The following is a 23,798-nucleotide window of genomic DNA, read 5'->3' on the forward strand; positions in this document are numbered from 1 at the left end:
GTCTCCGAGGTGTGCGCGGTGACGAGCGCGTGGCTGAGGGCGCCGGCGAGCGAGCACCACGGCTTGACACCGTCGAGCCGCCAGCCGGACTCGGTCTGGCGCGCCTCGAGGCGCGTGCCGCGTCCTTCCGCCGCGAACACCCCCCACGTCCGACCGTTCCCGGATTCGACGTGGATTCCACTGCCGGACTCAGCGGCCTGTTCCAGGATCGAGAGCGCATCCAGGTGCGCCTCCACGACGCGGGCAGCGGTCAGGTCTGCCGCCGCGACCGTGGCCAGCGTGTCGAAGAGCCGATCGGTTCCCCCGGAGCCCGGTCCCGCCCCGTCGAGCCGAACGCCGAGCGTGATCGCCAGTCGCAGGGCCGCCTGGGTGTTCCCGTTCACCTGGAAAGCATGGTCGGCCACCGCGCGCAGGTCTTTGTCGCCCGCGTCCAGCGTCGACCTGGCCAGCCGAACCGGCTCGCTCGTGTTCGCAGCGTTCGACTCGCTCACCACGCCACACCGAACCCGGCCAAGGCCATACTCTTCCCCCATCTCACAACTGTTCATCGTGCGGAACGGCTGGTCGGATCCCCAGTCGCTCGCTCGTGCCGGCAGCACCATATCAGGAACCGAGGAAACAAAAGAGTCCCAGACGGGGAGAACTTGACACCGATCTGTCTTGAGTTGGAAGCGTTCAGAGCCCCAGGGTCAGCAGATCCGCGGCCTGGGGCTCACCTGCCGCATCCGCGAATGCTTGCAGTGCGTGCTGAAGTGCGGTCCGTTGATCCGGCGTCATGATCGACAGGATGGCGGAGATGTCCGCTCGGCGGCGTTCGGTGACGTCGTCGACGAGTCGCCGGCCACTCGAGGTGAGTTCGAGGAGGACCTCGCGCCGGCTGTCGGGACTGGCCGCCCGCTCCACCCAGCCTCCGGCGACCATGCGATCGATGAAGCGGCTGAACGTCGATGGGATGACTCCCATTCGCTCCGCCACAGCGCCCATCCGGGTTGGACCGGCCGAGCTGAGCACAACCAGGACCCGAAACTGCGGCAGGGAGACGACGTCAAGCGTTGCCACAACCGATCGGGCAACCACGCCGAGCAAGGCGCGGGAGGCGGCAAGGGTCGCGTCCGCGACCCGCGCGTCGGCTGCAGTGAAGGCATCCATCCGTCAAACCCCGTTCCAGACAAGTGATAACGTGATTATTGCACACATACAACAATTGTCTAATTACACATTACGGAGCCTTGATGGCACAGCCTACTCTGAGCCTGCGGGGACGAATTGGATCCCTGTTGTTGGAGCCCTTGCACACGTGGTTCACCCGGATCCTCACCGGCTCCGGACGACTCATGTTCATGTCTGTCGTGGTCGGCGCAGGTGTCGGTTTCGGCGCAGTTGCGTTCCGTTGGCTGGTGGCCACCGCGACTCTGATTTTCACGGGAACGGTCGATTACTCAGCCTCCGTCGGCCATCCGGCCAATCCCTGGGTTCCGTGGTTGGGGGGCGCATTCGTGATCGTCGCTCCGGCCATTGGCGGTCTCCTCTACGGCCCCTTGGTGAACAAGTTCGCACCGGAAGCCCGGGGGCATGGCGTTCCAGAGGTCATGTACGCCATCACCAAACGGGGCGGCCGGATTCCCGGCAAGGTTGCGATCGTCAAGTCGCTCGCTTCGGCCATCACAATCGGTTCCGGCGGGTCGGTGGGTCGCGAGGGCCCTATCGTTCAAATCGGGTCAGCATTGGGGTCCACACTGGGGCGGGCAGTCCGGCTGCCCGAATCCCAGCTCAGAACCCTGGTCGCGTGCGGCGCGGCAGGCGCGATCGCAGCCACGTTCAATGCTCCGATCGCCGGAGTCTTTTTCGCCCTCGAACTGCTGCTGAGAGATTTCGCCGCCCGTTCCTTTGGCGTGGTCGTCCTGGCCTCAGTGACCGCATCGATCGTCGGCCGCTCGATCCTCGGCGATCACCCCTTCCTGAGCCTGCCGACGTTCACCATCGTCAACCCGTCTGAGTTCACGCTCTTCGCCGTGCTTGGACTCGCGGCAGGCCTGACCGGAGTCGGGTTCACGAAGGTCCTGTACGCCGTGGAAGACCTCTGCGACTGGGCCTGGCGGGGCAAACCGGAGTGGTTGAGGCCCGTCGCCGGCGGCCTCGTGCTCGGTCTGGTGCTCTTTGCCGTGCCCCAGATGTACGGGGTCGGTTACCCGGTCCTGGAGAAGGGTGTCCAGGGCGGCTATGCCCTGGGCTTCGTTGCGCTCTTGCTCGTCGGCAAGGTCGTGGCGACGAGCCTGACCATCGGCATCGGCGGCTCAGGAGGAGTGTTCGCACCGTCGCTCTTCATCGGAGCGATGCTCGGTGCCGCTTTCGGCGACGTCGCCGGCATGGTGTTTCCCGTGTTCGCCGGGCAAACCGGCACGTTTGCCTTGGTCGGCATGGGAGCAGTCTTCGCCGGAGCCACGCGGGCCCCGATCACGGCAGCAATTATCCTGTTCGAACTGACCGGGGAATATTCGATCATCCTTCCTCTGCTGCTCGCGATCGTGATCGCGACGGGCGTGTCCCGATTGCTCAGCAAGGACACGATCTACACGCTCAAACTTCGTCGCCGCGGCGTGAGCGTCGACGGCGGTCCCGGGGGAATCCTGTTGCATTCCACGCTCGTGCGTGAGGTCATGACGGATGCTCCCGGTGCGGTGAGTTCCCGGCTCACCCCGGCCGCAGGAGCGCGGATCCTGATCGATTCCGGCAAACGCGCCCTGCCGGTTCTTCATAGCGACGGAACGTTCATCGGGATCGTGACCGTCGCTGCCATATCCGACTCCCTGGGCAACGATGACGACAGCAGTGCGATCACCCTCAGCGCCCTGATCGAGACGCCCACTGCCGCGAGCCCCGACGATACCCTGGACAGCGTTCTGGATCGGGTTCTGGCGGCGAGCGAGAGCGATGGCCTGCCCGTTGTCGACTCGACCGGTATGCTCCGCGGCTGGCTCACGCTCAATGCCGTTCTCCGAACTGTCACGGCCAGGCCCTGAGACGGCAGGCTTCCGCACCCGAACGCACGAACGGCCCGTGCCGGAGCACGGGCCGTTCGTCACAACAGTGGCTTACTTGGTGAGCGAGTCCACGTAGCCCTGATTGTCCGCGATCCACTTCGCAACGATGGGGCCGTAGTCCTGGCCGTCGTAGTCGACGAACATCGCGGTCTCGAGCGAGTACAGCTGATCGAGGTCCATCTTGTACCCGGACAGCCACTTGGTGGCCTGCGGGAAGTCAGTGCCGAAGTCCTTCTTGCCGTAGGCGTGGATGGTCTCCGTGGCCCCCAGGGTGCCTTCGGGGTCTTCGAGGTTCTTCAGGTCGAAGGAGCCATACGCCCAGTGCGGCTCCCAGAGGGTCACGGCGATGTTCTCGCCGGTCTTCGCGGCCGCCGTGAGCTCGGTGAGCATCGCGGCGGTCGACGAGGTCTGGTAGTCCATGTTCTCGAGTCCGTAGGTCGGAATCGTCTTGTTCGTGACGGCCTCGGTCAGGCCGGCCCCCGGTTCGATTCCCACGATCTTGTTGCCGAACAGGTCGGCGTTGGCGGCCAGTTCCGCGATCGAGTTGATCGGTGCATCCGCGTTCACGGCGATGGTGTTCTTCGCCTCGGTGTTCCAGGCCGCGAGTTCGGTGATCTTGTCACCGTATTGCTTGAGGTACGTGGCGTGGGTGTTCGGAAGCCAGACGTCGAGGTTCACGTCGTAGTCGCCGGTGGACAGCCCCGCGTAGACCGCGGCGACGTCGGCGTACTCGAGTTCGACGTTGTAGCCCTGCTTGTCCAGAATGGCCTTCCAGAGCTCGGACGCCGCGACACCCTCGTCCCAACCGTTGAACACGGCGATCGTGAGGTCTTTGTTGTCGGAGTTGCCGTTGCCGACGGTCTGCGCGGGTGTTGCTGCACAGCCCGTGAAAGCGAGAAGCCCGACGGCTCCGAGGGCGATGATGCTGAGGGAACGGTTCTTCATGTGTCTTCCTGTCTTGTCACCTGCTGTGGGTGACCGGGGTTGACGGATGCGCCGGGCGGCCGAGGCGGCCGGGTGCGACACGGAGACAGGTGTCTCCGTGAGTATTGGGGGTGCCGGTCAGGACGAACTCGACCGGCTGGAATCGCGGAGTGCCGTGTGAGGTACCCCCGCCAGGTGCAGGTCAGACTCCGGCGGGCTGCGGCGTCTTCACGTCTGCGACGGGCGCGCTGATCGGGCTCTCGGCCGCCACTGCGGCGGCCTGCCGACGGTGCTTGCGCCCGGCAAGGAGACGACCGATCGGTGTGATTCCCGTGCCGAGCGATGCGGTCATCCGGTCGAGGAAGATCGCCAGGATCACGACCGCCAGTCCGGCTTCGAATCCCAGCGACACGTCGATGCGGCTGAGACTCGCCACGACCTGCTGGCCGAGACCGCCGGCGCCGACCATTCCCGCGATGACGACCATCGACAGGGAAAGCATGATGACCTGATTGATTCCGGCCATGACGGTCGGCATCGCCAACGGGAGCTGGATCTGGCGCAGGATTCTCGCCGGGGATGCACCGAATGCCTCGCCCGCCTCGACGACCTCGTGATCAACGCTGCGGATGCCGAGCTCGGTCAGGCGGACGCCCGGTGCCATCGCGAAAATGATCGTCGCCACGATACCGGGCACGACTCCCACCCGGAAGAGGATCAGCGCGGGAATCAGGTAGACGAACGCGGGCATGGTCTGCATGAAGTCGAGAATCGGCCGGATGATCTTGGAGGCCAGGGCGGACTTGGCGGCCAGGATCCCCAGGGGGATGCTCACCAGGATGGCGAGGACGCTCGCCACGAGGACCAGGGCGAGCGAGTCCATCGCGTTCTGCCACTGGTCGACACCCACGATGACGATGAGGCCGATGACGGCGCCCACGGCGAATTTCCAGCCACGGACCATCAGGCCCAGTGCAGCGGCCACGAGGATGATCACCCAGAACGGCGGTGAGGCAAGGACGAGGTCGACGAACTCGTAGGCGCCGTTGAAAATGGTGCGCACGAAATCGAAGAGAAAGCTGAAATTGTCGGTGACGAAGGCGATGAAGTCGTCGGCCCAGCTGCCGAGCGGGATGCGGAAGTCGTTCACAGCTGTGCTCCTTCCAGCGCGGTCTCGCGCAGGGTTTCGGTGATCACGCGGTGCGAGATGGTCGATGGCGGTTCGGTGACCGGCACCTCCCCCGTCGCGGTGGTGACGTTACCGAAAGCGGCGAGCAGGGTGACTCGCGGGATGACACCGAGCAGACGGTTTCGCGCATCGACGACGGCGATCGGCAAGTCGCTCTCCACCGCCAGCTCGACGAGGTCGACCAGTGCGGTATCCGCTGAAACGGCCGTTGCTTCCTTGATGATGGGGCGAAGGTCCGGGTGGCTGGCCTTGACCTGCTTGAGCACATCGCGGTCACGTACGACCCCGACGAAGCCGAGGTCACGCCCGACCACGAACGTGGCGGAGGTCTGCAGGTCGCGCATCGTACGCAGGGCGGCACGCGGGCCGGACGTCACGGTGACCATGGATCGCACCGGCTCCATCACGCTCCCGGCCGTGAGCACCCGGGCCCGGTCGACGTCCTGAACGAACTGGGCGACGTAGTCGTTGGCCGGGTCGGTGAGGATGTCTTCCGGGGTGCCGATCTGCACGATGCGACCGTCGCGCATGACCGCGATCCGGTCCCCCAGGAACATCGCCTCGTTGAGGTCGTGGGTGATGAAAATGATGGTCTTGCCGAGTTCGGCCTGCAGCTCGATGAGCTGTTCCTGCATCTCGCGGCGGATCAGCGGGTCGAGTGCCGAGAACGCCTCGTCCATCAGGAGAACGTCGGTATCGGCGGCGAGCGCCCGACCGAGGCCGACCCTCTGCTGCATCCCGCCGGACAACTCGGACGGCATGCTGTCGGCCCAGCCGTCCAGGCCCACCAGGCGGATGATGGTGCGGGCCTTCGCGAGGCGCTCCGCGCGAGGCATGCCCTGGACCTCGAGGCCGTACGCCACATTGTCGATCACGCTGCGGTGGGGTAGCAGGGCGAAGTGCTGGAAGACCATGGACACGCTCCGGCGACGCACATCGCGCAGCTTGGCGGCCGGGAGTCCAGTAATCCGGGTGTCACCGACGGTCACTGTCCCGGAGGTCGCCTCGAGCAGGCCGTTGAGCATGCGAATCAGGGTGGACTTGCCCGAACCGGACAGTCCCATCACCACGAAGATCTCGCCGCGCCGGACCTCGAAAGAGGCATCGATCACGGCGGCTGTTCCGAGGTGCGCGAGGTCTTCACGACTCGCGCCGCCCTCGAGTTTCTTGACGATGTCATGCGGTCGGCGACCGAATGCCTTGTACAGGTGGTCCGCCTTGACGGCGATTTCGGGTGCTGGGGATGTCGAGGCTGTGTGCTCCGCCGAGGCGGCGAATTCCTGTGCGTGTTCGGCAACGATCTGGGTCACGGATTCTCCGGAGCGCGACGACGAAACCGGCTTCGCAGCCGGCACGTCGGGGGCTAGCTGTATCGGGCGGGTAGGCCGAGACCGGCCCTGACGCCGCTGAGCGGCGTGAGCTGGAGCGACCATGGGGCCGCATCCGTCTGGCCTCACCATACGACCGCGGCTCTTCCAGTCTTGCTGGGGGCTGCGCGCTCGCGTCCTGATGAGGTTCGTAAGAACATTCACAGCCTAACACCATGAAGGTCTCAGGCCCGTGCCGAGGAGCTGCGTGGACGCTGGCGACGCCACTTAATCAAGAAAGCCCGGTTCCCTTGATTTCGAGGGAACCGGGTAATTGTGGCCTCAACGGGATTCGAACCCGCATGACGATCTTGCCGTCGGCACCTCACGGCGGCGATCAGGAACTGTGCTGGACGGCGCGACCGGTCGGGAAGCGGTCGCGATGCTGGCCCAGGCTCAGGACGAAAAGCTCTTCCGAAAAGCGGGCCCTCGGAGGGTAATTGCCCTCTCGCCTCAGCAGATGGCGACGAGGACCGTGTCGAGGGCGACTCCACCTGTTTCAGCCGGGGACTCGGGGTCGGTGGCCAGGTCGCGGCTGACGGTCTCGCAGCGCAGGATCCGCTTTGGTCCGACGATCGAAGATAGGAGCTCGGGCGTATAGAGAATGTCGGGATTGCCAGGGCCAGGGCCGCCTGCGTCGATGTTGCCTCGGTCGTGACCAAGGACAAGGAGGTGCCCGCCCGGAGCGAGCGAGCCAATCGCCCTGGCCAATACGATTCGAAACAGTTCCTCCGGCAGGTGCAGGTACATCACTGTTACCAGGTCAAAGCGTTCTTCGGTTTGCCAGGTCGTGGCATCTGCGACCAGCCAGTCCACATCGACGCCGGCCGCCCGCGCGTGCTCCCGGGCCTGGCCAATTGCCTCGGCGGAGAAGTCGAGCCCGGTAACGTTCCAGCCGCGGCTGGCCAGCCAGATCGCGTTACGCCCGTCACCTGAGGCCATGTCGAGGGCGAGCCCCGGGGTCCAGGGCGAAACAATGTCCTGCACGAGCTTTGCTGGTACGGCCGACCAGAGCCTGGCGTGGTCGCCGTCCCGTGCCTGCCGGTAACGACTATCCCACTCGTTCGCGTCCACTGTGAGGTCCCTTCGATCAATCCGGCATCCGGCGTGGCGATTGTCGCACGGTTCGCTGTCGGGAACCGAGCGAGCGTCAAGGGTTGGAGAAGCATCCACGAGTGCGGCCAGCCCGGAAACGGGATCCTCGTCCGAGCGGCCTGCTCGAAAGCCCTACCGGTCGTGAACGCTTGCGAAGAGGCCGCCTATTGGACGACGACCAGGGATGGGATGGGGCGAACGCTGGTGCGGCGATTCTCAACGGCACCTACCGCTTATGCGCTCGCGACACAGATAGAGTTGGCGCCCCTGAGCACCTAGGAGCCGATAGAACGGGCACCGCAGGCGTTCACGTGAGGATTGCGCTCGGGTCGGCTCAGACTACCTGGGTCAGTTCGCGGGTAGCCGTGTCGAGCGTGCGCGCGATGGCGTGAATGGCCTCTGGAACGACGCGGTAGTGCACACTCATCCCGTGTCGTTCCTTGGTGAGGATGCCGCTGGTTTCGAGTTTCTTGAGGTGGTGACTGACCGTTGGCTCAGAAAGCTTGACAACGGGGGCCAGGTCGCACGTACACGCTTCCTGGTCCGGCTGGGCCAGAAGGTAGGCCAGGAGCTGCAGGCGGGTGGGATCAGCCAGAGCCTTGAGGCGGACCGCGAGTGCCATCGCATCGTCCAAGGCCAGCGTGGCGCTAGCGCCCAGGGGATCGCAACAGATCGGCGAGGCGTCCTCCAGGAGGGGAAGGGTCTTGGGCATGGGTCCATCATCCCACCTTCTTGACATATATCAAAGAGGTGGCACACTAATGATTAGACGCACGTCGAATACGTATGCGTTCCTAGTCAAGGAGTCCTCGTGAACATCGCCGAACGGATACCGACCACGACCCGCGGCCGGGTCGGCGTCCTGATTGCGGGGATCGGCGTGTGGGCGCTGGCCTACTGGGCCAACGAGTGGCTCTGGAACGTCATCCTCTACGATGCGTTCGGCCTCGACCCGAAGAACCAGATCACCGAGACCATCCACTTCTTCCTCTACGACTCGCTGAAGATCCTGCTCCTGCTCGTCATCATCATCTTCGCCTCCACCGTGCTCCGCTCCTTCATGAGCGTGGAGCGCACGCGGGCCTTCCTCGGCGGCAAACGCGAGGGCGTCGGGAACCTCCTCGCGGCGGCCCTGGGCGTCATCACCCCGTTCTGCTCTTGCAGCGCCGTGCCCGCCTTCATAGGCTTCGTCGCTGCGGGCGTACCGATCGGCGTCACGACGAGCTTCCTGATCGCGAGCCCCCTCGTAAACGAGATCGCCATCGGCCTGCTCTTGACCCTTTTCGGGTGGCAGATCACCGCCCTCTACGTAGTCTCCGGTCTGACCATCGCAGTCGTGTCCGGTTACATCCTGGGTCGCCTGCACGTCGAACGCTGGGTCGAACCCTTCGTCTTCGATGTAAAGCTCGGCGGCCAGATCATTGATCCCTCCCTCGGCCTGACCTTTGGGCAGCGGATGCAGATGGGTGTCGAAGAGGTCAGGAGCCTGATCGCAAAGATCTGGGTCTACCTCCTCGTCGGCATCGGTCTCGGAGCCCTGATTCACGGTTGGGCACCGACCGACTTCTTCGCCACCTACGCCGGCCCTGGCAACCCCTTCGGCGTGCTGATCGCCGTTCTCATCGGCGTCCCGCTCTACTCCAACGCCGCCGGGGTAATGCCCTTGGTCGCAGCCCTCTACGACAAGGGCCTGCCGATGGGCACCCTGCTCGCGTTCATGATGGCCGTCGTCGCACTGTCCCTGCCAGAGATGATCCTGCTCCGCCGGGTGCTCAAGCCCCAGCTCCTCGCGATCTTCATCACGACCACCGGCCTCGGTATCGTCGCCGTCGGCTACCTCTTCAACGCCATCCTGGCTTGATCACCGCACCCGAAAGGAATCCCCTCATGAACATCAAGATCCTCGGCCCCGGCTGCCGCAATTGCGTCAACCTCACCAAGGCTGCCACCACCGCCGTCGCCGAACTCGGCCTCGAGGCCAGCATCGAAAAAGTCGAGGACTACACCGCTATCCTCGGATATGGCGTGATGAGCACCCCTGCCCTCGTCATCAACGAGAAAGTCGTCGTCTCCGGCCGTGTACCGACCCTCGCCGAAGTGCGTACACTCCTGACTGCCGCGAGCCACTGACCGGACTCCATCAGCACATGATCCGCGTTAGTCAATGCCGAGGAACCGTCTCCGCCCGAGGAGGTATTCCACGACGACAGCACCCGCAACCGCAAGCGTCATGGGGATCAGCAGTGCCGGTCCCTGCCCGGTGAATTCGAGCACCAGGACCAGAGCTGTCAGGGGTGCGCGCATGGCAGCGCCGAGGAATGCGGCCGCGCCCACCAGAGCGAAGGCCGCCACCGGAGTACCGGGCCACAACGTGCCCCAGAGCCCTCCGGTCACGATGCCGAACGCGGCACCGATCGCGAGCGAGGGCGTCAGAGTTCCTCCGGCGGCACCGCTGCCGATCGTGGCGATCGTGACTCCTACCTTGGCAACGAGGAGCACCGCCACCAGCCCGATCGGCACGACGGCGTCGAACGCGGTCTGGCCGAGTGAACGTCCATTGCCGAGAATTTCTGGAAGTAGGAGCGACAGTAGTCCAATGGCCGAGAACACCAGCGGCATGACGACCAGAATCAGCCAGCCCTGCGGACGCCGTTTCTCGGCCCCGGCGGCCAGTCGCACGAAACCGACCGCAGCGAACCCGATCACGGGTCCGGCAAGAAGAGACCAGACCAGGAGCGATGGGGTCTGAGTGAACTGCGGCACGGAGTACAGCGGGGTCGTGGGCACAACGATTTGCGCGACCAGTGTCGCGATCGCGGACGTGGCGAGGGCCGGCAGCACCGTGGCCAGAGTCAGCTCGGCGAGCAGGATCTCGACGGTGAAGAGCGCACCCCCGAGCGGCACGTTATAGACCGCGGCGAGCCCTGCCCCGGCGCCGCACGCGACCAGAACACGACGTTCGCGGGCAGTGACGCCTGCCTTCTCGCTGAGCCAGCCCGCCGCCAGTGCGCCCAGCTCGCGGGGGGCCATCTCGCGGCCGATCGACGCGCCCAACCCGACGATCACGATCTGCAAGGCCGAGTTCACCAGGGTCGCGAGCACGGGCATCCGCTCGCCGGCAACGCTTCGGTTCACCGGGACGATGGGTCGCCCCCAGCGACGCACGGCCCACCAGCCGACGGCACCGATCACGCCCGCAACGCACAAGGCGATCACGCGCGTCTGCGGTGCGGACCTGGCCAGCCCGTCGAGATAGGTACCTTCGGAGTAGCCGTAGGCGAGGTGTTGAATCGCTCGAAGGAGGACGCTCACCGCGAGCCCGCCCAAACCTGCCCCGACACCGACGAGCGCCGTGACCACGACGATTCGGGCGACCCACGACGGAGTAACCGAATTCGGGACGGGCCTCACGTTTCGATCGTAGCGTTCGGGGATCGCTCCATTGGGTGCACCGCTCCCTCACGGGTCGCCCCTCTATGAGAACCTTCCCAGCATCCGCCTATGCGGCTGCACTGGTGCGGGGCACCCAGCGGACCCGAATAAGCTTTGGGCGGTTCGAGACATCGGACCCCTCCGGAACCTCTGGGAGACCTTCGTCCGCCAGCTGCGCCGAGACCGACGATCGAAAGGTGAACACGGTGCTTCACACCAGCATTCCGAGCCCATCCATCAGTTTTTTCGATCTGGGACCCCTGCGTGTTCACTTCTATGCGCTCTGCATCCTGACCGGCATCGTCATCGCCGTCTGGTTGTCCTCGGCGCGGTTGACGGCTCGTGGCGGCAAGCCGGGCATGGTGATGGACATCGCCACGTGGACGGTCCCGATCGGAATCGTCGGCGGTCGCCTGTACCACGTCGTCACTCATCCGACCGATTATTTCTTCCCCGGCGCGGATCTCTGGAAGGTGCTGTTCGTCTGGGAGGGCGGACTCGCGATCTTCGGTTCGATCCTCTTCGGCAGCATCGGAGCTTATATCGGCTGCCGTCGGGCCGGCATCAGATTCTTCTCGTTCGCTGACGCCCTCGCCCCCGGCCTGCTCCTCGCGCAGGCGTTCGGCCGCTTCGGGAACTACTTCAACCACGAGCTCTATGGTGGCCCGACGACCCTCCCCTGGGGACTCGAGATCGAGTCGACGAACGCGGCCTTCCCCACGGGGCTGCCGGCCGGGACGCTCTTCCAGCCGCTCTTCCTCTACGAAATGATCTGGAACGCGATCGGTGTCGTGCTGATCATCTTCGTGCTCGAGCGCCGGTTCAACCTCCGCTGGGGCAAGGCCCTCGGCTTCTACCTGCTCTGGTACGGCGCCGGACGGGCGTTCCTCGAGTCGCTCCGCCTGGACCCGACCGAGTATTTCCTCTTCGGCCTCAAGATCAACGTGGACATCGCGCTCCTCGCCGCCATCGCCGGGATCGTCCTCATCATCGTCCAAACCCGGCGCCACCCCGGACCGGAACTGTCGATCTACCGGAATCCGGAGGAGCCCCCGGCCGACGGCCTGACCGCGACGGATGCCCCGTCCGGCTCACACGCGGATGTAAGCCCAGCCCTCGAACTGCCGAGCGGTCAGATGGGCGACAGCCGCAGGGACGACTGACACACTCGGCAGCAAATCAGCGGCGTCCAGCCCGACGGACCGCATGCTGTTCTGGCAGGACAGCACCCGCACGGGCGTTGCAGCGAGCTCGGTCAGGGCGTTTTCCAGGTCCGATCGCGCGCGCAGGAACAACACGACCGACCCCTGGACCACGATCTCGATCGTGAGCGTCGGGAGTTGGGCGCTGGCATTGAGCGCGGATCGGATGCCGGCCTGGATCAGTGGCGCATCGGCGCCGCTGACGTGCAGGAGGAGCCCGGCACCGGTCACTGCTTGACCGCGCCCGCCACCGTCAGGCTCCGTGTCGTAGGCTGTCCCGACCTCCGTCACGGACGGCCGCCGACTCTCGGGAACAACGGGCGGCACGTCGTGCATACTTCGCCGTCTTCGGTGCCGTCGATGTCGCCTGACGTACCTGACCGACGCTGGCTACGCGTTGCCTTGTATTCGCTATTCAGCCGTGCCAGCAATGCCCACACCAACAACGCGATCGCCGCGACGCCGACGACAGGACGAATGCTCGGCTCGAGCAGAGGCACTGCAGTGCGCAGATCGGTCGACAGATAGAGCGAGATCAGGCCGAGCGCCGGCCAGCGAAGATCACACAGGGTGGCATCCGCACCGATCGGTGCATCGACGTAGCTGGCCACGACCAGACCGATCAGGCAAGCACCCCCTACCGTGACCGCATCCGCCCACCAGGGACCGGGGAACACCAGGGACCCGCGAACGATCGCGACGGTTCCGGATGCGAGCGTCAGTCCGGTCAGGGCCATCGCGGCGACGGTAACGATGATCAGCCGATGACGTGTCGGCCAGGACCGCAGTTCACGAATCATGCCCGGAATTCTCATCTGGTCAATGCCTCCCGGCTCGGTACAACGATGGGACTCGGCGCAGCAGACGCCAAAGTGCATGAGCTCTCCCGAGTGAGGCGGGCATGCAACGCCCAGCCCAGCAGAAGGATGGATGCCCCGGCCAGGTACGGCTGCACCGGCTCGAAGAACTGCAGCGCTCCGCTTGCACCGAGGGCGAGGCGAACGATCTTGTTGCATACGGGGCAACCGACCGCGAAGAAGGTGATCATCCATCCGGCCATACCGAGTCGTCCCTCTGCGCGACGGGGCGCTGCACCCTCCGGGTACGCGACGTATGTGGCGGACACGAGCCCGGCGAGTATCGCGCTCGCGGCGAGCACCGGCCAGGACCAGGACGTCGGGGCGACTGCGCGTGCGAAGAACGGCGTGTCGATCAAGTCGGTCGGAATCGCGATGACCAGGTAGGTGCCGACCGCAGCAGCGAGCGCGATCCACCAGCGGCGGGCCGGCCATCGCCGGAGGGATGCGCCCGCATTCAGGATGGAATCCACCAGCCGTCTCGCCATCCCTCGCTCTGAGTCGACTCCGACAGTTCGTCCGTTCTGCATAGCTGGCCTCATCACACATAGGAAGGGATATCCGCGAAAGCGTATATACCCATAGGGGTATTTTTATACGGTACGGGGTATTCTTTTGAGGGTCAACCTCACCCGAGCACATGGACACCTCGCGCCAGCACAGGAGCACCGAATGGCATCATCCCCAGAATCTGCGCCAAACCTGCAGATCCCTTCAGCGTCTCGCCGCGACGAACCGGTCGCCGCCTCCCCCGCACCGACCACATCCGACGACCTACGCAAGACCGTCAACAGGCTCAAACGCGCCCAAGGGCAGTTGGCCGCCGTCATTGCCGCTGTTGAGTCAGGCGCGGATTGCCGAACGGTTGTCACGCAGCTCGCAGCGGTATCCAGCGCGATCGACCGTGCTGGGTTCACGATCATCTCAACGGCGATGAAAGAATGCCTCAGCGAAACAAACACCGACTCGGCAAGGACGCCGCTCCGGGTGGAAGAACTCGAGAAGCTCTTCCTGGCGTTGTCCTAGGCACGTGCGGCTGACGTGCGTTCAGCCGATCAGTGCCGTGATCGCTACATAGGCCGCGACACCGAGAACCAGGACAGCGAACCCCCGCTTGAGGACAGTGTCGGACAGGCCTCGTCCGAGCCGGCCCGCTACCAGGGATGAACCCATGGCAGACGCGGCGAACGCGCCAGTGACCGCCCAGTCGATCTGGACCTCGTCGAGGTGCGCTGCAAATCCGGCGACGGAATTAATGACGATGATGACCAGCGAGGTGCCCACCGTCACGCCCATCGGCAGGCCGAGGACCAGCGTGAGTGCCGGCACGATGAGGAATCCCCCGCCGACGCCGAGCAGTCCGGTGAGAAATCCGACCACGGCACCGGCGGCAAGAGCCCTGGGCAGGCAACTGCGCCAGTTGACACGTCCCCCGGGAAGAGCACAGGGGCCACCGGCCGACCGGGTTGGGAGGAACATTCTCACGCCGGCGATCACCATGATCACCGAGAAGGCGCCGAGAAGCACGCGCTGGTCGAGCATCCGGTTGACCGTCGTGCCCAGGTAGGCGGTGGCCACTCCGGCCACGCCGATGATGAAGGCGAGGCGCCAATGCACGCCGCGGCGAAGCCGTGGGAGCACGGCAACGGCGGAGGCTGCTCCGACTACGATCAGGGAGCTCGGAATGGCCTCGGCGAGGGGCAGGCCTAGCCCGTAGACAAGGGCGGGGACCGCGAGTATCGACCCGCCCCCGCCGACCAGGCCTAGCAGCGCCCCGACGATCACGCCCAGGACGAGGGCAATGACGATCACGGAAGCTGGGGCATAACCAGTGGGAGGCCGGCAGCCGCCCATTCGAGCATGCCTCCCGGCATAGTGTGCGCGTCAAAACCGGCCTCGGTCAGATGCTCGGCGGCGACAGCGCTCCGACGCCCACTCCGACACACAATGATGACGGGAGGGGTCGGGTCCAGGGTCGCGTGGCTGCCACGAATCGCACCCAGCGGGATGTGCTGCGCGCCGGAGATCATCCCGTCAACCAGTTCATCGCTTTCTCGAACGTCGATGATCTGGGCCTCGCCACGTCGGGTGAATACCTGCTGGGGAGTGAGTTCCATTAAAGGCGCCTTTCTAGTGAGGTGTCGGTACGGTATCTCGACCACAAAACCGCGGAGAGCAGGACGAGCGTGAAGCCGCCGACCAGGATTGGGCCCACGGCGTCGGGGCCGATGGTCGCAATGAGGTCAAGAGTTCCCCAGCCGATGCCGAGATCGGTGAAGAGGGATAACAGGCCCATTCCCCCAACGAAGAATGCGACGAATACGGATACCCCGGTCACGATGAGGTTGTGATACACCTTCCGAAGCGGGTCCGTGGACGCGCACTGGTAGACACGATTCATCAGGATTCCGTCGGCGCTGTAGAACAACGCCATTCCGGCCATGAAAACGACGGGGAGAGCCAATGCCGCGTACCACGGCAGGTCGGGCGTGAGCACCCCGGCGACGACGAGCAGGCTGATTGACGCAGCCGTATCCAACCCCAACCCGAAAAGCACTCCGATTGGGAACATCTTCCAGGGAGTATCGACAAGCCTGGAAGGCTTCGCCTCTCGGCCGAGTGTCCTGCCGTTCGGAGCACGGTCACGGTGCTAGACGGCCTTCTCAGCCATCGGCATGCCGGCCGATTCGACATCGGCGAAGGAGGCGTCCACGTGCACGATGTCCCGGCCCGCACGCTGAAGCAAACTCGCGGCAACGCCGGCACGGTAACCCGATCCGCAGTGCACCCAGATGGTGCCCGCCGGGATCTCGTCCATCCGGGAAAGGATCTCGTGCAGTGGCACGTTGACCGCGCCGATCAGGTGCCCGTCGGCGAACTCGTCGGTGCGTCGCGCGTCCAGAAGCACGTCGCCTGCGGCGTGGTCGCGCGCGAGTTCCGCCCAGCCGACGCGGGGATAGGAATCAACCGGGGCATCCGGGGCGAGCGCGTGCGGCTCGGTGCCGATGGCGGCATCCGGGGAATCGATGCCGATCCGCGACAGGTCACGGATTGCGTCTTCGACGTCGGCGTGTGTGCCGACGAGGGTGAGTTTCTCGTCCCAGGGCAGAACCCAACCGAGATAGGTCGTGAAGTTGGAACCATTGCCATACTCGAAGCTCACGGCCCCCTGCAGGTGGCCACTGGAGAACGCGACGCGATTACGCAGGTCGACGACCCATTCACCGTCGGCGAGCCTGCGGGCGAGCTCTGCGGCATCCAGAGACTCGGGCACCTCGAGGTCAGCCGGACCGGGACCCTGCATGTTGGCCGGTGCCATGTGCGCGTAATACGACGGGTACGCGGTGAGGTTGGCGATCAACGTGGCGACGAAGTGCTCCTCATCGGCGTCGATCAGGGCGTGGTTGGTCGTGATCTGCTCGCCGATGGTGGATGAGCCGGATCCGGTGGCGGGGCCGCTGGAGCAGAACGAGCCGAACCCGTGTGTCGGGAAGAGCCCCGCGTCGTGCTGGGCTTCGTGCACGAGCTTGCGCACGGACGCGTACTGGTCATGGGTGAGTCCGACGGTGTCGATGGCGGCAACCAGGTCGGTACGTCCGACGGAACCGTACAACAGGCTTCCACCGGAGAAGACGGCGTCAGTAGTGCCATCGCTGACGATGTAGGAAACGTGGGTGTGCGTATGCCCCGGGGTGGCGACGACGGCGACGCTGAAGGCGCCGATCTGGATGATCTGGCCGTCCGTGACCGGTTCTCGTTCAAACAAAACGGGGTCGGCCGCGTTGACCAGGTACTTGGCGCCGTGCGCCTGGGCAAGATCGTACCCACCGGTCACATAGTCATTGTGCAGATGGGTCTCGGCAACGTGGGTGATCGTGACCCCCGCTTCGAGGGCAGCGGCCTCCACTCGGTCGGTGTCGCGTTGCGGGTCGATGACAAGCGCCACGACGCCGTCATGCACCAGGTAGCTGCGATCTCCCAGTTGCGGGGTTTCGATGACGATGACGTCCATGGTCCGTGGTCCTCCAGGTCTCGATGCGGATCGGCTCTATCGCATCACAATACCCCCGGGGGTATTTGTTCGCAAGAGAGGGCACGTCCGGGCACAGACATGTCGAGCGCATGGCTACCTTGCAGGAAATACCCTAGGGGGTAGATTATCGGACCATGGTTACCACTGACATCACCGAAAAGACTTTCGACGAGACCATCACCGACAACAGCGTCGTGCTGGTGGACTTCTGGGCCGGCTGGTGCGGCCCGTGCCGCATGTTCGCGCCAACTTTCGCGGCCGCGTCGGAGAAGCACCCCGAGATCATCTTCGCGAAGGTCGACACTGAGGCAGAACAGGGCCTGGCTGCCGCGGCCGGCATCCGCTCCATTCCCACCCTGATGGCATTCCGGGACAAGATCCTCGTCTTCTCCCAGCCCGGAGCGCTCAACGCCTCGTCCCTCGACGAGGTGATCGCCGGCGTGCAGGCTTTGGACATGGATGCGGTGCGCGCGAGCATCTCCGCGCGGCAAACGACGGCCTGACCTGCCAACGGCGCATGGTTCGAACTCGCCGGCCCTAGCCCGTGGCGGGCAGCCGGATAGTGATTCTGGTTCCCTCACCTGGTGCGGACGTCGCCTGGATAGTCCCGCCGTGGCTGCTGACGATTTCGCGCGCGACAGCGAGCCCGATGCCCGAACCGGCGACCTGTTCCGCCGCACTGCCCCGCCACAAGCGGTCGAAGATGTGTGGGAGTTCTTCCGGCGGGATGCCCGGCCCGGTATCGGCGACCGAGAGCACCGCCTGTCCGTGGTCGACGGAGATCGTGACGGTCACTCTGTCACCCGGCCGGCAATATCGGGCTGCATTGGCGAGGAGATTGCCGATGGCCTGGTGCAGGCGGTCGGCATCCGCCCGCACGAATGCGGGTCCCCCGGGCTCGAGTGTCAGGGTGAGCTCGGCAGCGCGCAGTTGGGGTTCCCGGAGGGCACATTCGTTCCGGGCGACCTGCGCCAGGTCGACGGATGCGAGGTGCAGGGAGAGTCCAGCGGTTTCCACCGCCGACAATTCGGCCAGATCGGTCACCACCCGGCCCAGGCGCAGCGACTGGTCGTGCAGGCCGGCGAGGCCCTCCGGCGTGGGCTGCACGAGTCCGTCGCGCAACTCCTCCAGTCCGGCCTGCAACGCCGCCAGCGGGGTTCTCAGTTCGTGGGCCACATCGGCCGTGAGGTTGCGCCGGTCGCGATCGGACCGAACCACGGCATCCGCCATGCCGTTGAAGGCGACGGCCAGCTCGCCGAGCTCCCCCGGGCCGGGACCCGTGGCACGGGAGTTCCGATCGCCGGCCGTGAACGACCGTGCGGCCCCCGTGATCGCCTGGATGGGCCGAACGAGGAGCCGCGTGACCAGGAAGCTCGCGCCGAGTGCCATGACAAGTGCCACGATGGCGGCCACGGCGATCCAGGGCCAGGCCACGTCGACGACCTGCGTCGCAACCATGGTGCCGAAGTTCATTCGAACGGTGCCGATCTGGCTACCCTCGCTCACGATCGGCGCCGACACCACCGTCTGGCCCATCCCGGAGCCCTGCCCCATTCCCTGGCCCATACCCTGGCCCATTCCCTGATTGTTGGCACTTCCGCTGTTGTCAGCACTGGATTGAAGGGTGGTACCGTTCACGTCGAGAATGGCGAGTCGGGCCGACGCCGCCTCGCCGATCGCGAAGACGCGGCCCAGATCGGCCTGTTCCCAACCACCACCAGAACGGTAGGCGTCGGCAGCCGCCGCCGCGGCGGCCGCAACAACCCGTTCGCGGTCGGCCTGCTGCGAAACCTGCACTCCGCGATCCACACCCACCAGGGCCGCGCCGGTGAGCACGGCCACCGACGAGACCGCGACCAGGATGAACGCGAGCAGGAACCGACGTCCGAGTGGGCCGAGCCCAAGACCACGGGTCGTCATGACGCATCGTCCCGCCGGAGAGCAAGCCGGTAACCGACGCCGAGAACCGTCTCCAAAACTTCCGCTCCCGAGGCCCCGAGCTTGCGCCGGAGGTTCTTGATGTGGGAGTCGATGGTGCGCTCGTAGCCGGCATACTCGTAGCCGCGCACCCGGTTGACCAGCTCGTAACGCGAGTACGCCCGCCCGGGCGCGGCCGCGACCGCGGCCAGAAGCCCCCATTCGGTAGGGGTCAGATCGAGGAGGGCTTCGTCCAGCCACGCTTTGTGCGAGGCCTCATCGATGCGGAGCCGCCCGTTGCCGTAGGCGACAGGGCCGGCCTCCCCGGGCAGTCCGCTGTATCGGTGGAGCACGGCCTGCACCCGAAGCACCACCTCGGCGGGACTGAACGGCTTGGTCACGTAGTCATCGGCGCCCAGCTCGAGGCCGTGAATCCGGTCGTCCGTGCTGCTGCGGGCCGTCAGCACGATCACGGGAAGGTTCTGCATTCCGTGGGCCTCGCGGAGGATCTCGGTGCCATCGATGTCGGGAAGGCCGAGGTCGAGGAGTACGAGGTCTGCCGAGTCGAGCAGACGCAGCGCCTCCGCTCCCGACGCGGTCGTCAGCACCGAGAATCCAGCCCGTTCCAGATACCGACGGAGCACGTCCCGGATGTCACGTTCGTCCTCGACGACCAGCACTGTTGGCATAACTTCACCCTATCCGCCGCCCCCGTCCGCGGTGGCGGCGCCTTCAGTTCTCCACGCGATCTCCACACACCCGGCAGACCCCCTGCACCGCGGGGAGGGAGTTTGTAGGTAGCAACAACCCACAATCTGAAGGAGCACATCATGCGCAAGGGAATCATCATCACCACGGCGATCGCCAGCGGAGTCGTCATCACCGCCCTCATCGCCACACCGAGCATCGCCGCCATGAACCGCGGCGGGGATCCGCAGGGTACCGGACCAACAGCATCCAGCATCCAGCCATACGCCCAAACTGAGCACATGAACCGCATGGGCGACGGCATGGGCTCCGCCTCCGAGATGGGCGCAGGCATGGGCGCAGGAAACCGTGCCGGCATGCAGGGCGACACCAGCAAGGGTATGGGCATGGGCGCCGGCCTCGCCGACGTGGCCAGCGGCACGATGAACGATGAGCAAAAGGCCAGCCTCACTGCGCTGGCGGCCGAGGAGAAGGTAGCCCATGACCTGTATGTCGCCTTCGCCGAGAAGTATGACGTGGCGGTCTTCAGCCGGATCGCCCGGTCTGAGACGATGCACCTGGATGCCGTTCGCACTCTTCTGGAGCGCTACAGCATCACCGACCCGACCATCGGCCTCGAGGTCGGAAGGTTCCCGACCGACGCCAGCCAAAAGCTCTACGACACCCTGCTTTCCCAGGGCTCAGCGAGCGTGGACGCGGCCAGGGAAACGGCCCGCACGGTCGAGACGACCGACATCGCCGACCTGACGGCGGCTTCGGCCGGAGTCACCGCTCCCGACGTTCTGGCCGTTTACGAGCACCTGCTCACCGCCTCGCAGCACCACCTGTCCGCCTTCGGCGGCTGACACGAACAGACGGTGGAGGGGCGTCCATAGACCGTGGGCGCCCCTCTTCCCTCCCTGCGATGGACCGACAGCGCGAAAGCAATACCCCATTAGATATAAGCGATACCCCCTTAGGTATAGGAGTATGGTTCAGATCAACAGCATCGAGGCTGGGATTGAGAGGGTCTGACATGGCACGAGTCGTCATTCTGGGAGCCGGGGTTTCCGGCCACACCGCTGCGCTGTTCCTCAAGCGGAGACTGGGCAGGAAGCACGAAGTGGTCGTGGTGTCACCGAACTCGAACTGGAACTGGATCCCCTCGAACATCTGGGTCGGTGTCGGCAAGATGCGCCCCGACAAGGTGGTGTTCCCGCTCGCGCCGATCTACCGGCGGAAGAGAATCGTCTTCCGCCAGGCCCGGGCCGTCGCACTGCGACCGGACGGGGATGCCGTCAGCCCCCGCGGAGCCGTGGATGTGGTGTACACGGACCCGAAGCGGGCCGGCCAGACGGAACGCATCCGTTACGACTACCTCATCAATGCGACAGGCCCCCGCCTGAACTTCGAGGCAACTCCGGGCCTCGGTCCGGACGCCGGTCACACCGTGTCGGTCTGCACGCCCAGCCACGCCGTCGAGGCAGCTAAACGCCTGGCTGCGGTCATCGGAACGTTGAAGACCGGTCGCCGGCAGACCCTGGTGATCGGAGTGGGCCATGGGACCTGCACCTGCGAGGGTGCGGCGTTCGAGTATGCCTTCAATGTCGAACATGAGCTCCGCGCGGCAGGGGTCCGGGAACGGGCAGAGGTCATCTACCTGACCAACGAGCATGAGCTGGGCGATTTCGGCGTCGGCGGAATGACCTTCAGCCAGGGCGACCGCAGGATCACGAGCGAGGCCTGGATGGAGTCGCTCTTCCGCGAACGGGCGATGAAGGCGATCACCCAGGCCGCGGTCACCGAGATCGAACCCGGCCTGATCCACTACCGGCAGATCGACGGCACGGAGAACACCCAGCCGTTCGATTTCGCCATGCTTCTCCCACCGTTCCGTGGCGTGGGCCTTGAGGCCTTCGATAGGGATGGAGCCGATATCACGGGTTCGATCTTCGCTCCCAGCGGGTTCATGCGGGTAGACGCGAACTACGAAGCCAAACCCTTCGACCAGTGGACGGCGCAGGACTGGCCCAAGACATACCAGACCCCGTTGCACCACAACGTGTTCGGGATCGGGATCGCGTTTGCCCCGCCGCACGCGATTTCCCGCCCCTATGCGACCCCCGACGGCGTCCTGGTCGCCCCGGCGCCGCCACGCACGGGCATGCCCTCAGGCTCCATGGGAAAGGCCGTGGCGATGACCATTTCCGACATGGTCCTGAGCGGCTCCACCGAGCCGACCCACACGGCGTCGATGGGCGACATGGCGGCAGCCTGCATCGCCTCGACGGGAACGGGAATGCTCTCCGGCACCGCGGCGGCCATGTCGATGTCACCCATCGTGCCGGACTACTCCCGGCACCCGAACACGGCCGGCCGAGATCCCAAGGAGACAACCGGCGACATCGGGCTCGCCGCGCACTGGGTAAAGCGGATGCTGCACACCCTGTTCATCTACAAGGCCAAGGCCTACCCGCTTTGGTACCTCATCCCCGAATAACCTGCTTCACCGACCAAGGGAGATCAGCGTGGACGACGCACAGGCACGAATCGATGCAGCGCCGCTGCCCGGGACGGGCGAATTGCGACGACGAAGCAACCCCGTCCTGCAGTTCATCCGCTTCCTCGGCCTGAACTGGACGATGTACCGACTCGCCAAACATCACGACTGACTGTCACCAGATGCGCGGGTCGCGTCGGCGGGGCAACCGCGCCTTCCGTGCGCTAGCCAGGGATACTCGGCGAGCAGGCGCTCTACCGCGTCGACCCCGCCAGCAAGGTAGTCCGCCCACGCCCAACCGGTGCGACCCGGCGCACCGGACTGGGTGGCCCGTCGATCGCGGATGTCGCGAAGCGCCTCGTGGGTATCCTCGTCGGGAGAATACGAAAGGAGACGGATTGCCCGACGCACCTCGGCAAGGGCCGCAGCCATTCCTTCGAAATACTTCAGGCTCTGCAAGCGGTCAGCGCCGCGCGAAAGAGTGCAGAGCGACTGGCCACCGGAGACGGCAACCAGTCGCTGATGTGTCTCGCTCTGAAGCCTGAGTGCGGAGACGATGAGTGCCTCCCTGCTCGTCAACACTCGTTCGAAACCCCTCGCGAAGACGGGACGGTGCTGGTTAGTTGCAGGTGCAGCGTTGGGCGGGCGGAACATCGGCCATCACGCTGGCCACATGCTCGCCGCATCCAGCCCAGGTGATCTTGTTGCAACGGTCGCAGCGGACGGGACTACACATGGGTTTCTCCTTCATTGATGAAACGGAAGTACCAGTATACCCCGGGGGGTATCGGATTACATCAATGATCTTGTCAGATTACGAACGGTCCCTAAGATTCCTGATCCTTGTCTAGCGCTTTCCATCGCCGCCGTCGGCACCGGACGATGGAATGCCAAGCACTTTCAGCTGTTCTCGATATTGATCGGCGCTCAGATCGCCGGCTGCGAAGCGCTCGTCCAGAATCTGGCGAGCCTTGCTCGGCTGCACGGCCCCTTCATCGCGCGACGTTGCCGCCCGCTGATCGTGGTGCTGTACCGAACCGCCAAAGGATCGGACCGCCCAAATGGCCAACAGCACGATGCCGACGACGACCAACAACCCGAAGGGCCATCCCCACGCCATGTAAGACCCGTTTCCCCACATCATATTTTTCTCCCTTGCTCTGTTCTGTTTCGATAGCTCAAGAATTCGCGTGTTCGTCGAGTCAGAACACGATCAGTTCCTGGTACATCCCCGCGGCATAGTGGCCTGGCAGGTTGCAGACGATCTCGTATCGTCCCGGCGCCAGGTTGAGCGTCACCCAGCCGGCGCTCCCGGGAGCGATTCCGGAGCCTTCACCGGCGTTGCACGTTGCGGAGGCCTCGCCGAGACTCTCGGTCTCGTCGACTTTATTTTCGCTGGAGGTCGGCCTGCTGCCCGCGACCTGCGAATCCGTCAGCGGAAGGATGACCAGTTCGTGGCGGATGCTGCCCTCATTAGTGGCCAGGAAGGAAACGACTCCTGAGCCGACACGGGATCGATCGATGCTGAGACTCATGGTCCCGCGTGGCATCGTT

26 protein-coding genes and 2 pseudogenes are annotated in these 23,798 nt (G+C 65.1%); 9 read left to right on the forward strand and 19 right to left on the reverse strand.

From position 1 onward, the window contains the following. Both QN357_RS05410 and QN357_RS05415 read right to left on the reverse strand, forming a co-directional pair. Nucleotides 1-491, reverse strand: a pseudogene (locus tag QN357_RS05410) (SAM-dependent methyltransferase); the annotation flags it as partial. 184 nt (nucleotides 492-675) lie between these two features. Beyond that, a complete protein-coding gene (locus QN357_RS05415) occupies nucleotides 676-1,149 on the reverse strand; it encodes a MarR family transcriptional regulator (protein WP_323504636.1) in 474 nt (157 codons plus the stop codon). A gap of 347 nt (nucleotides 1,150-1,496) precedes the next feature. Here QN357_RS05415 and QN357_RS05420 point away from each other — a divergent pair, with 347 nt between their 5' ends. After that, nucleotides 1,497-3,020 (forward strand): chloride channel protein, encoded by a 1,524-nt coding sequence (locus tag QN357_RS05420; protein WP_323504637.1) that lies wholly within the window; start codon nucleotides 1,497-1,499, stop codon nucleotides 3,018-3,020. A gap of 72 nt (nucleotides 3,021-3,092) precedes the next feature. Here the strand turns inward: QN357_RS05420 and QN357_RS05425 are convergent, their stop codons facing one another. The 5 genes from QN357_RS05425 to QN357_RS05445 all read right to left on the reverse strand — a co-directional run bounded on the left by QN357_RS05425 (nucleotide 3,093) and on the right by QN357_RS05445 (nucleotide 8,328). Continuing rightward, nucleotides 3,093-3,986, reverse strand: a complete 894-nt coding sequence (locus QN357_RS05425) for a glycine betaine ABC transporter substrate-binding protein (protein ID WP_134447492.1) — start codon at nucleotides 3,984-3,986, stop codon at nucleotides 3,093-3,095. Nucleotides 3,987-4,167: 181 nt separating this feature from the next. Next, a complete protein-coding gene (locus QN357_RS05430) occupies nucleotides 4,168-5,115 on the reverse strand; it encodes an ABC transporter permease (RefSeq protein ID WP_134447490.1) in 948 nt (315 codons plus the stop codon). Then, nucleotides 5,112-6,383: a glycine betaine/L-proline ABC transporter ATP-binding protein gene (locus QN357_RS05435; RefSeq protein ID WP_322137295.1), complete on the reverse strand. Its 1,272-nt coding sequence runs from the start codon at nucleotides 6,381-6,383 to the stop codon at nucleotides 5,112-5,114. The genes QN357_RS05430 and QN357_RS05435 overlap by 4 nt, the downstream gene beginning before the upstream one ends. 591 nt (nucleotides 6,384-6,974) lie before the next feature. Then, nucleotides 6,975-7,595 carry a class I SAM-dependent methyltransferase gene (locus QN357_RS05440; RefSeq protein WP_322135630.1) on the reverse strand — a complete coding sequence of 207 codons (621 nt, stop codon included), beginning with the start codon at nucleotides 7,593-7,595 and terminating at the stop codon, nucleotides 6,975-6,977. Nucleotides 7,596-7,950: 355 nt separating this feature from the next. Then, complete coding sequence (locus QN357_RS05445) at nucleotides 7,951-8,328, reverse strand: metalloregulator ArsR/SmtB family transcription factor (RefSeq protein ID WP_322140860.1); 378 nt, start codon at nucleotides 8,326-8,328, stop codon at nucleotides 7,951-7,953. A 99-nt stretch (nucleotides 8,329-8,427) separates the two neighbouring features. On the opposite strand from QN357_RS05445, the gene QN357_RS05450 reads away from it, so the two are divergent. Beyond that, the gene (locus QN357_RS05450; RefSeq protein WP_322135628.1) at nucleotides 8,428-9,477 is read left to right on the forward strand and encodes a permease; all 1,050 of its coding nucleotides are present in this window, start codon (nucleotides 8,428-8,430) and stop codon (nucleotides 9,475-9,477) included. 26 nt (nucleotides 9,478-9,503) lie between these two features. Next, nucleotides 9,504-9,746, forward strand: coding sequence for a thioredoxin family protein (locus QN357_RS05455; RefSeq protein WP_134447483.1), 243 nt, complete (start codon nucleotides 9,504-9,506; stop codon nucleotides 9,744-9,746). A 27-nt stretch (nucleotides 9,747-9,773) separates the two neighbouring features. On the opposite strand, the gene QN357_RS05460 is transcribed toward QN357_RS05455, so the two are convergent. After that, nucleotides 9,774-11,027 (reverse strand): chloride channel protein, encoded by a 1,254-nt coding sequence (locus QN357_RS05460; RefSeq protein WP_322140861.1) that lies wholly within the window; start codon nucleotides 11,025-11,027, stop codon nucleotides 9,774-9,776. A gap of 227 nt (nucleotides 11,028-11,254) precedes the next feature. On the opposite strand from QN357_RS05460, the gene lgt reads away from it, so the two are divergent. Further along, nucleotides 11,255-12,211, forward strand: a complete 957-nt coding sequence (gene lgt / locus QN357_RS05465; protein WP_322135626.1) for a prolipoprotein diacylglyceryl transferase — start codon at nucleotides 11,255-11,257, stop codon at nucleotides 12,209-12,211. On the opposite strand, the gene QN357_RS05470 is transcribed toward lgt, so the two are convergent. Genes QN357_RS05470 through QN357_RS05480 form a run of 3 tightly spaced genes read right to left on the reverse strand, consistent with a single transcriptional unit; the run spans nucleotide 12,140 to nucleotide 13,580 of the window. Further along, nucleotides 12,140-12,541 carry a DsrE family protein gene (locus QN357_RS05470; RefSeq protein ID WP_322140862.1) on the reverse strand — a complete coding sequence of 134 codons (402 nt, stop codon included), beginning with the start codon at nucleotides 12,539-12,541 and terminating at the stop codon, nucleotides 12,140-12,142. The two genes, lgt and QN357_RS05470, sit on opposite strands and share 72 nt — an antisense overlap. After that, nucleotides 12,538-13,050 (reverse strand): hypothetical protein, encoded by a 513-nt coding sequence (locus QN357_RS05475; RefSeq protein ID WP_323504638.1) that lies wholly within the window; start codon nucleotides 13,048-13,050, stop codon nucleotides 12,538-12,540. Before QN357_RS05475 ends, QN357_RS05470 begins: the two co-directional genes overlap by 4 nt. 11 nt (nucleotides 13,051-13,061) lie before the next feature. Further along, nucleotides 13,062-13,580, reverse strand: a complete 519-nt coding sequence (locus tag QN357_RS05480) for a hypothetical protein (RefSeq protein WP_322135623.1) — start codon at nucleotides 13,578-13,580, stop codon at nucleotides 13,062-13,064. A 235-nt stretch (nucleotides 13,581-13,815) separates the two neighbouring features. Between QN357_RS05480 and QN357_RS05485 the strand changes: the two genes are divergently transcribed. Continuing rightward, a complete protein-coding gene (locus QN357_RS05485; RefSeq protein ID WP_322137294.1) occupies nucleotides 13,816-14,133 on the forward strand; it encodes a metal-sensitive transcriptional regulator in 318 nt (105 codons plus the stop codon). Nucleotides 14,134-14,154: 21 nt separating this feature from the next. Here QN357_RS05485 and QN357_RS05490 read toward each other — a convergent pair whose 3' ends face one another. From QN357_RS05490 to QN357_RS05505, 4 genes and pseudogenes are all read right to left on the reverse strand, one after another. Next, nucleotides 14,155-14,919 (reverse strand): sulfite exporter TauE/SafE family protein, encoded by a 765-nt coding sequence (locus QN357_RS05490; protein WP_322135622.1) that lies wholly within the window; start codon nucleotides 14,917-14,919, stop codon nucleotides 14,155-14,157. Beyond that, entirely contained in the window at nucleotides 14,916-15,224 is a 309-nt protein-coding gene (locus tag QN357_RS05495; protein ID WP_323504639.1) for a rhodanese-like domain-containing protein, read from the reverse strand. The genes QN357_RS05490 and QN357_RS05495 overlap by 4 nt, the downstream gene beginning before the upstream one ends. Further along, nucleotides 15,224-15,721: pseudogene (locus QN357_RS05500) on the reverse strand (HoxN/HupN/NixA family nickel/cobalt transporter); the annotation flags it as partial. The pseudogene QN357_RS05500 and the gene QN357_RS05495, both read right to left, overlap by 1 nt. 36 nt (nucleotides 15,722-15,757) lie before the next feature. Continuing rightward, nucleotides 15,758-17,119: an MBL fold metallo-hydrolase gene (locus QN357_RS05505; RefSeq protein WP_322135620.1), complete on the reverse strand. Its 1,362-nt coding sequence runs from the start codon at nucleotides 17,117-17,119 to the stop codon at nucleotides 15,758-15,760. A 155-nt stretch (nucleotides 17,120-17,274) separates the two neighbouring features. Between QN357_RS05505 and trxA the strand changes: the two genes are divergently transcribed. Next, nucleotides 17,275-17,643, forward strand: coding sequence for a thioredoxin (gene trxA, locus QN357_RS05510; RefSeq protein ID WP_322135619.1), 369 nt, complete (start codon nucleotides 17,275-17,277; stop codon nucleotides 17,641-17,643). 34 nt (nucleotides 17,644-17,677) lie between these two features. Here the strand turns inward: trxA and QN357_RS05515 are convergent, their stop codons facing one another. Continuing rightward, nucleotides 17,678-19,060 (reverse strand): HAMP domain-containing sensor histidine kinase, encoded by a 1,383-nt coding sequence (locus QN357_RS05515; protein ID WP_322140864.1) that lies wholly within the window; start codon nucleotides 19,058-19,060, stop codon nucleotides 17,678-17,680. Then, complete coding sequence (locus tag QN357_RS05520) at nucleotides 19,057-19,746, reverse strand: response regulator transcription factor (RefSeq protein WP_322135616.1); 690 nt, start codon at nucleotides 19,744-19,746, stop codon at nucleotides 19,057-19,059. The genes QN357_RS05515 and QN357_RS05520 overlap by 4 nt, the downstream gene beginning before the upstream one ends. 141 nt (nucleotides 19,747-19,887) lie before the next feature. Here QN357_RS05520 and QN357_RS05525 point away from each other — a divergent pair, with 141 nt between their 5' ends. The 3 genes from QN357_RS05525 to QN357_RS05535 all read left to right on the forward strand — a co-directional run bounded on the left by QN357_RS05525 (nucleotide 19,888) and on the right by QN357_RS05535 (nucleotide 22,416). After that, complete coding sequence (locus QN357_RS05525) at nucleotides 19,888-20,610, forward strand: DUF2202 domain-containing protein (protein WP_322135615.1); 723 nt, start codon at nucleotides 19,888-19,890, stop codon at nucleotides 20,608-20,610. Nucleotides 20,611-20,780: 170 nt separating this feature from the next. Beyond that, a complete protein-coding gene (locus QN357_RS05530) occupies nucleotides 20,781-22,244 on the forward strand; it encodes an FAD/NAD(P)-binding oxidoreductase (protein WP_322135614.1) in 1,464 nt (487 codons plus the stop codon). A 28-nt stretch (nucleotides 22,245-22,272) separates the two neighbouring features. After that, entirely contained in the window at nucleotides 22,273-22,416 is a 144-nt protein-coding gene (locus QN357_RS05535) for a hypothetical protein (RefSeq protein WP_166787303.1), read from the forward strand. 675 nt (nucleotides 22,417-23,091) lie between these two features. Here QN357_RS05535 and QN357_RS05540 read toward each other — a convergent pair. Both QN357_RS05540 and QN357_RS05545 read right to left on the reverse strand, forming a co-directional pair. Beyond that, nucleotides 23,092-23,388: an SHOCT domain-containing protein gene (locus QN357_RS05540; RefSeq protein WP_134447456.1), complete on the reverse strand. Its 297-nt coding sequence runs from the start codon at nucleotides 23,386-23,388 to the stop codon at nucleotides 23,092-23,094. Between the two features lie 58 nt (nucleotides 23,389-23,446). Then, on the reverse strand, nucleotides 23,447-23,779 hold the full coding sequence (locus tag QN357_RS05545; protein ID WP_322135613.1) for a sulfocyanin-like copper-binding protein: 333 nt from the start codon (nucleotides 23,777-23,779) through the stop codon (nucleotides 23,447-23,449). Nucleotides 23,780-23,798 lie beyond the last annotated feature (19 nt).

Origin of the sequence: Cryobacterium sp. RTC2.1 (genome assembly GCF_035018685.1) — a bacterium.
GTDB classification, from domain to species: domain Bacteria; phylum Actinomycetota; class Actinomycetes; order Actinomycetales; family Microbacteriaceae; genus Cryobacterium; species Cryobacterium glucosi.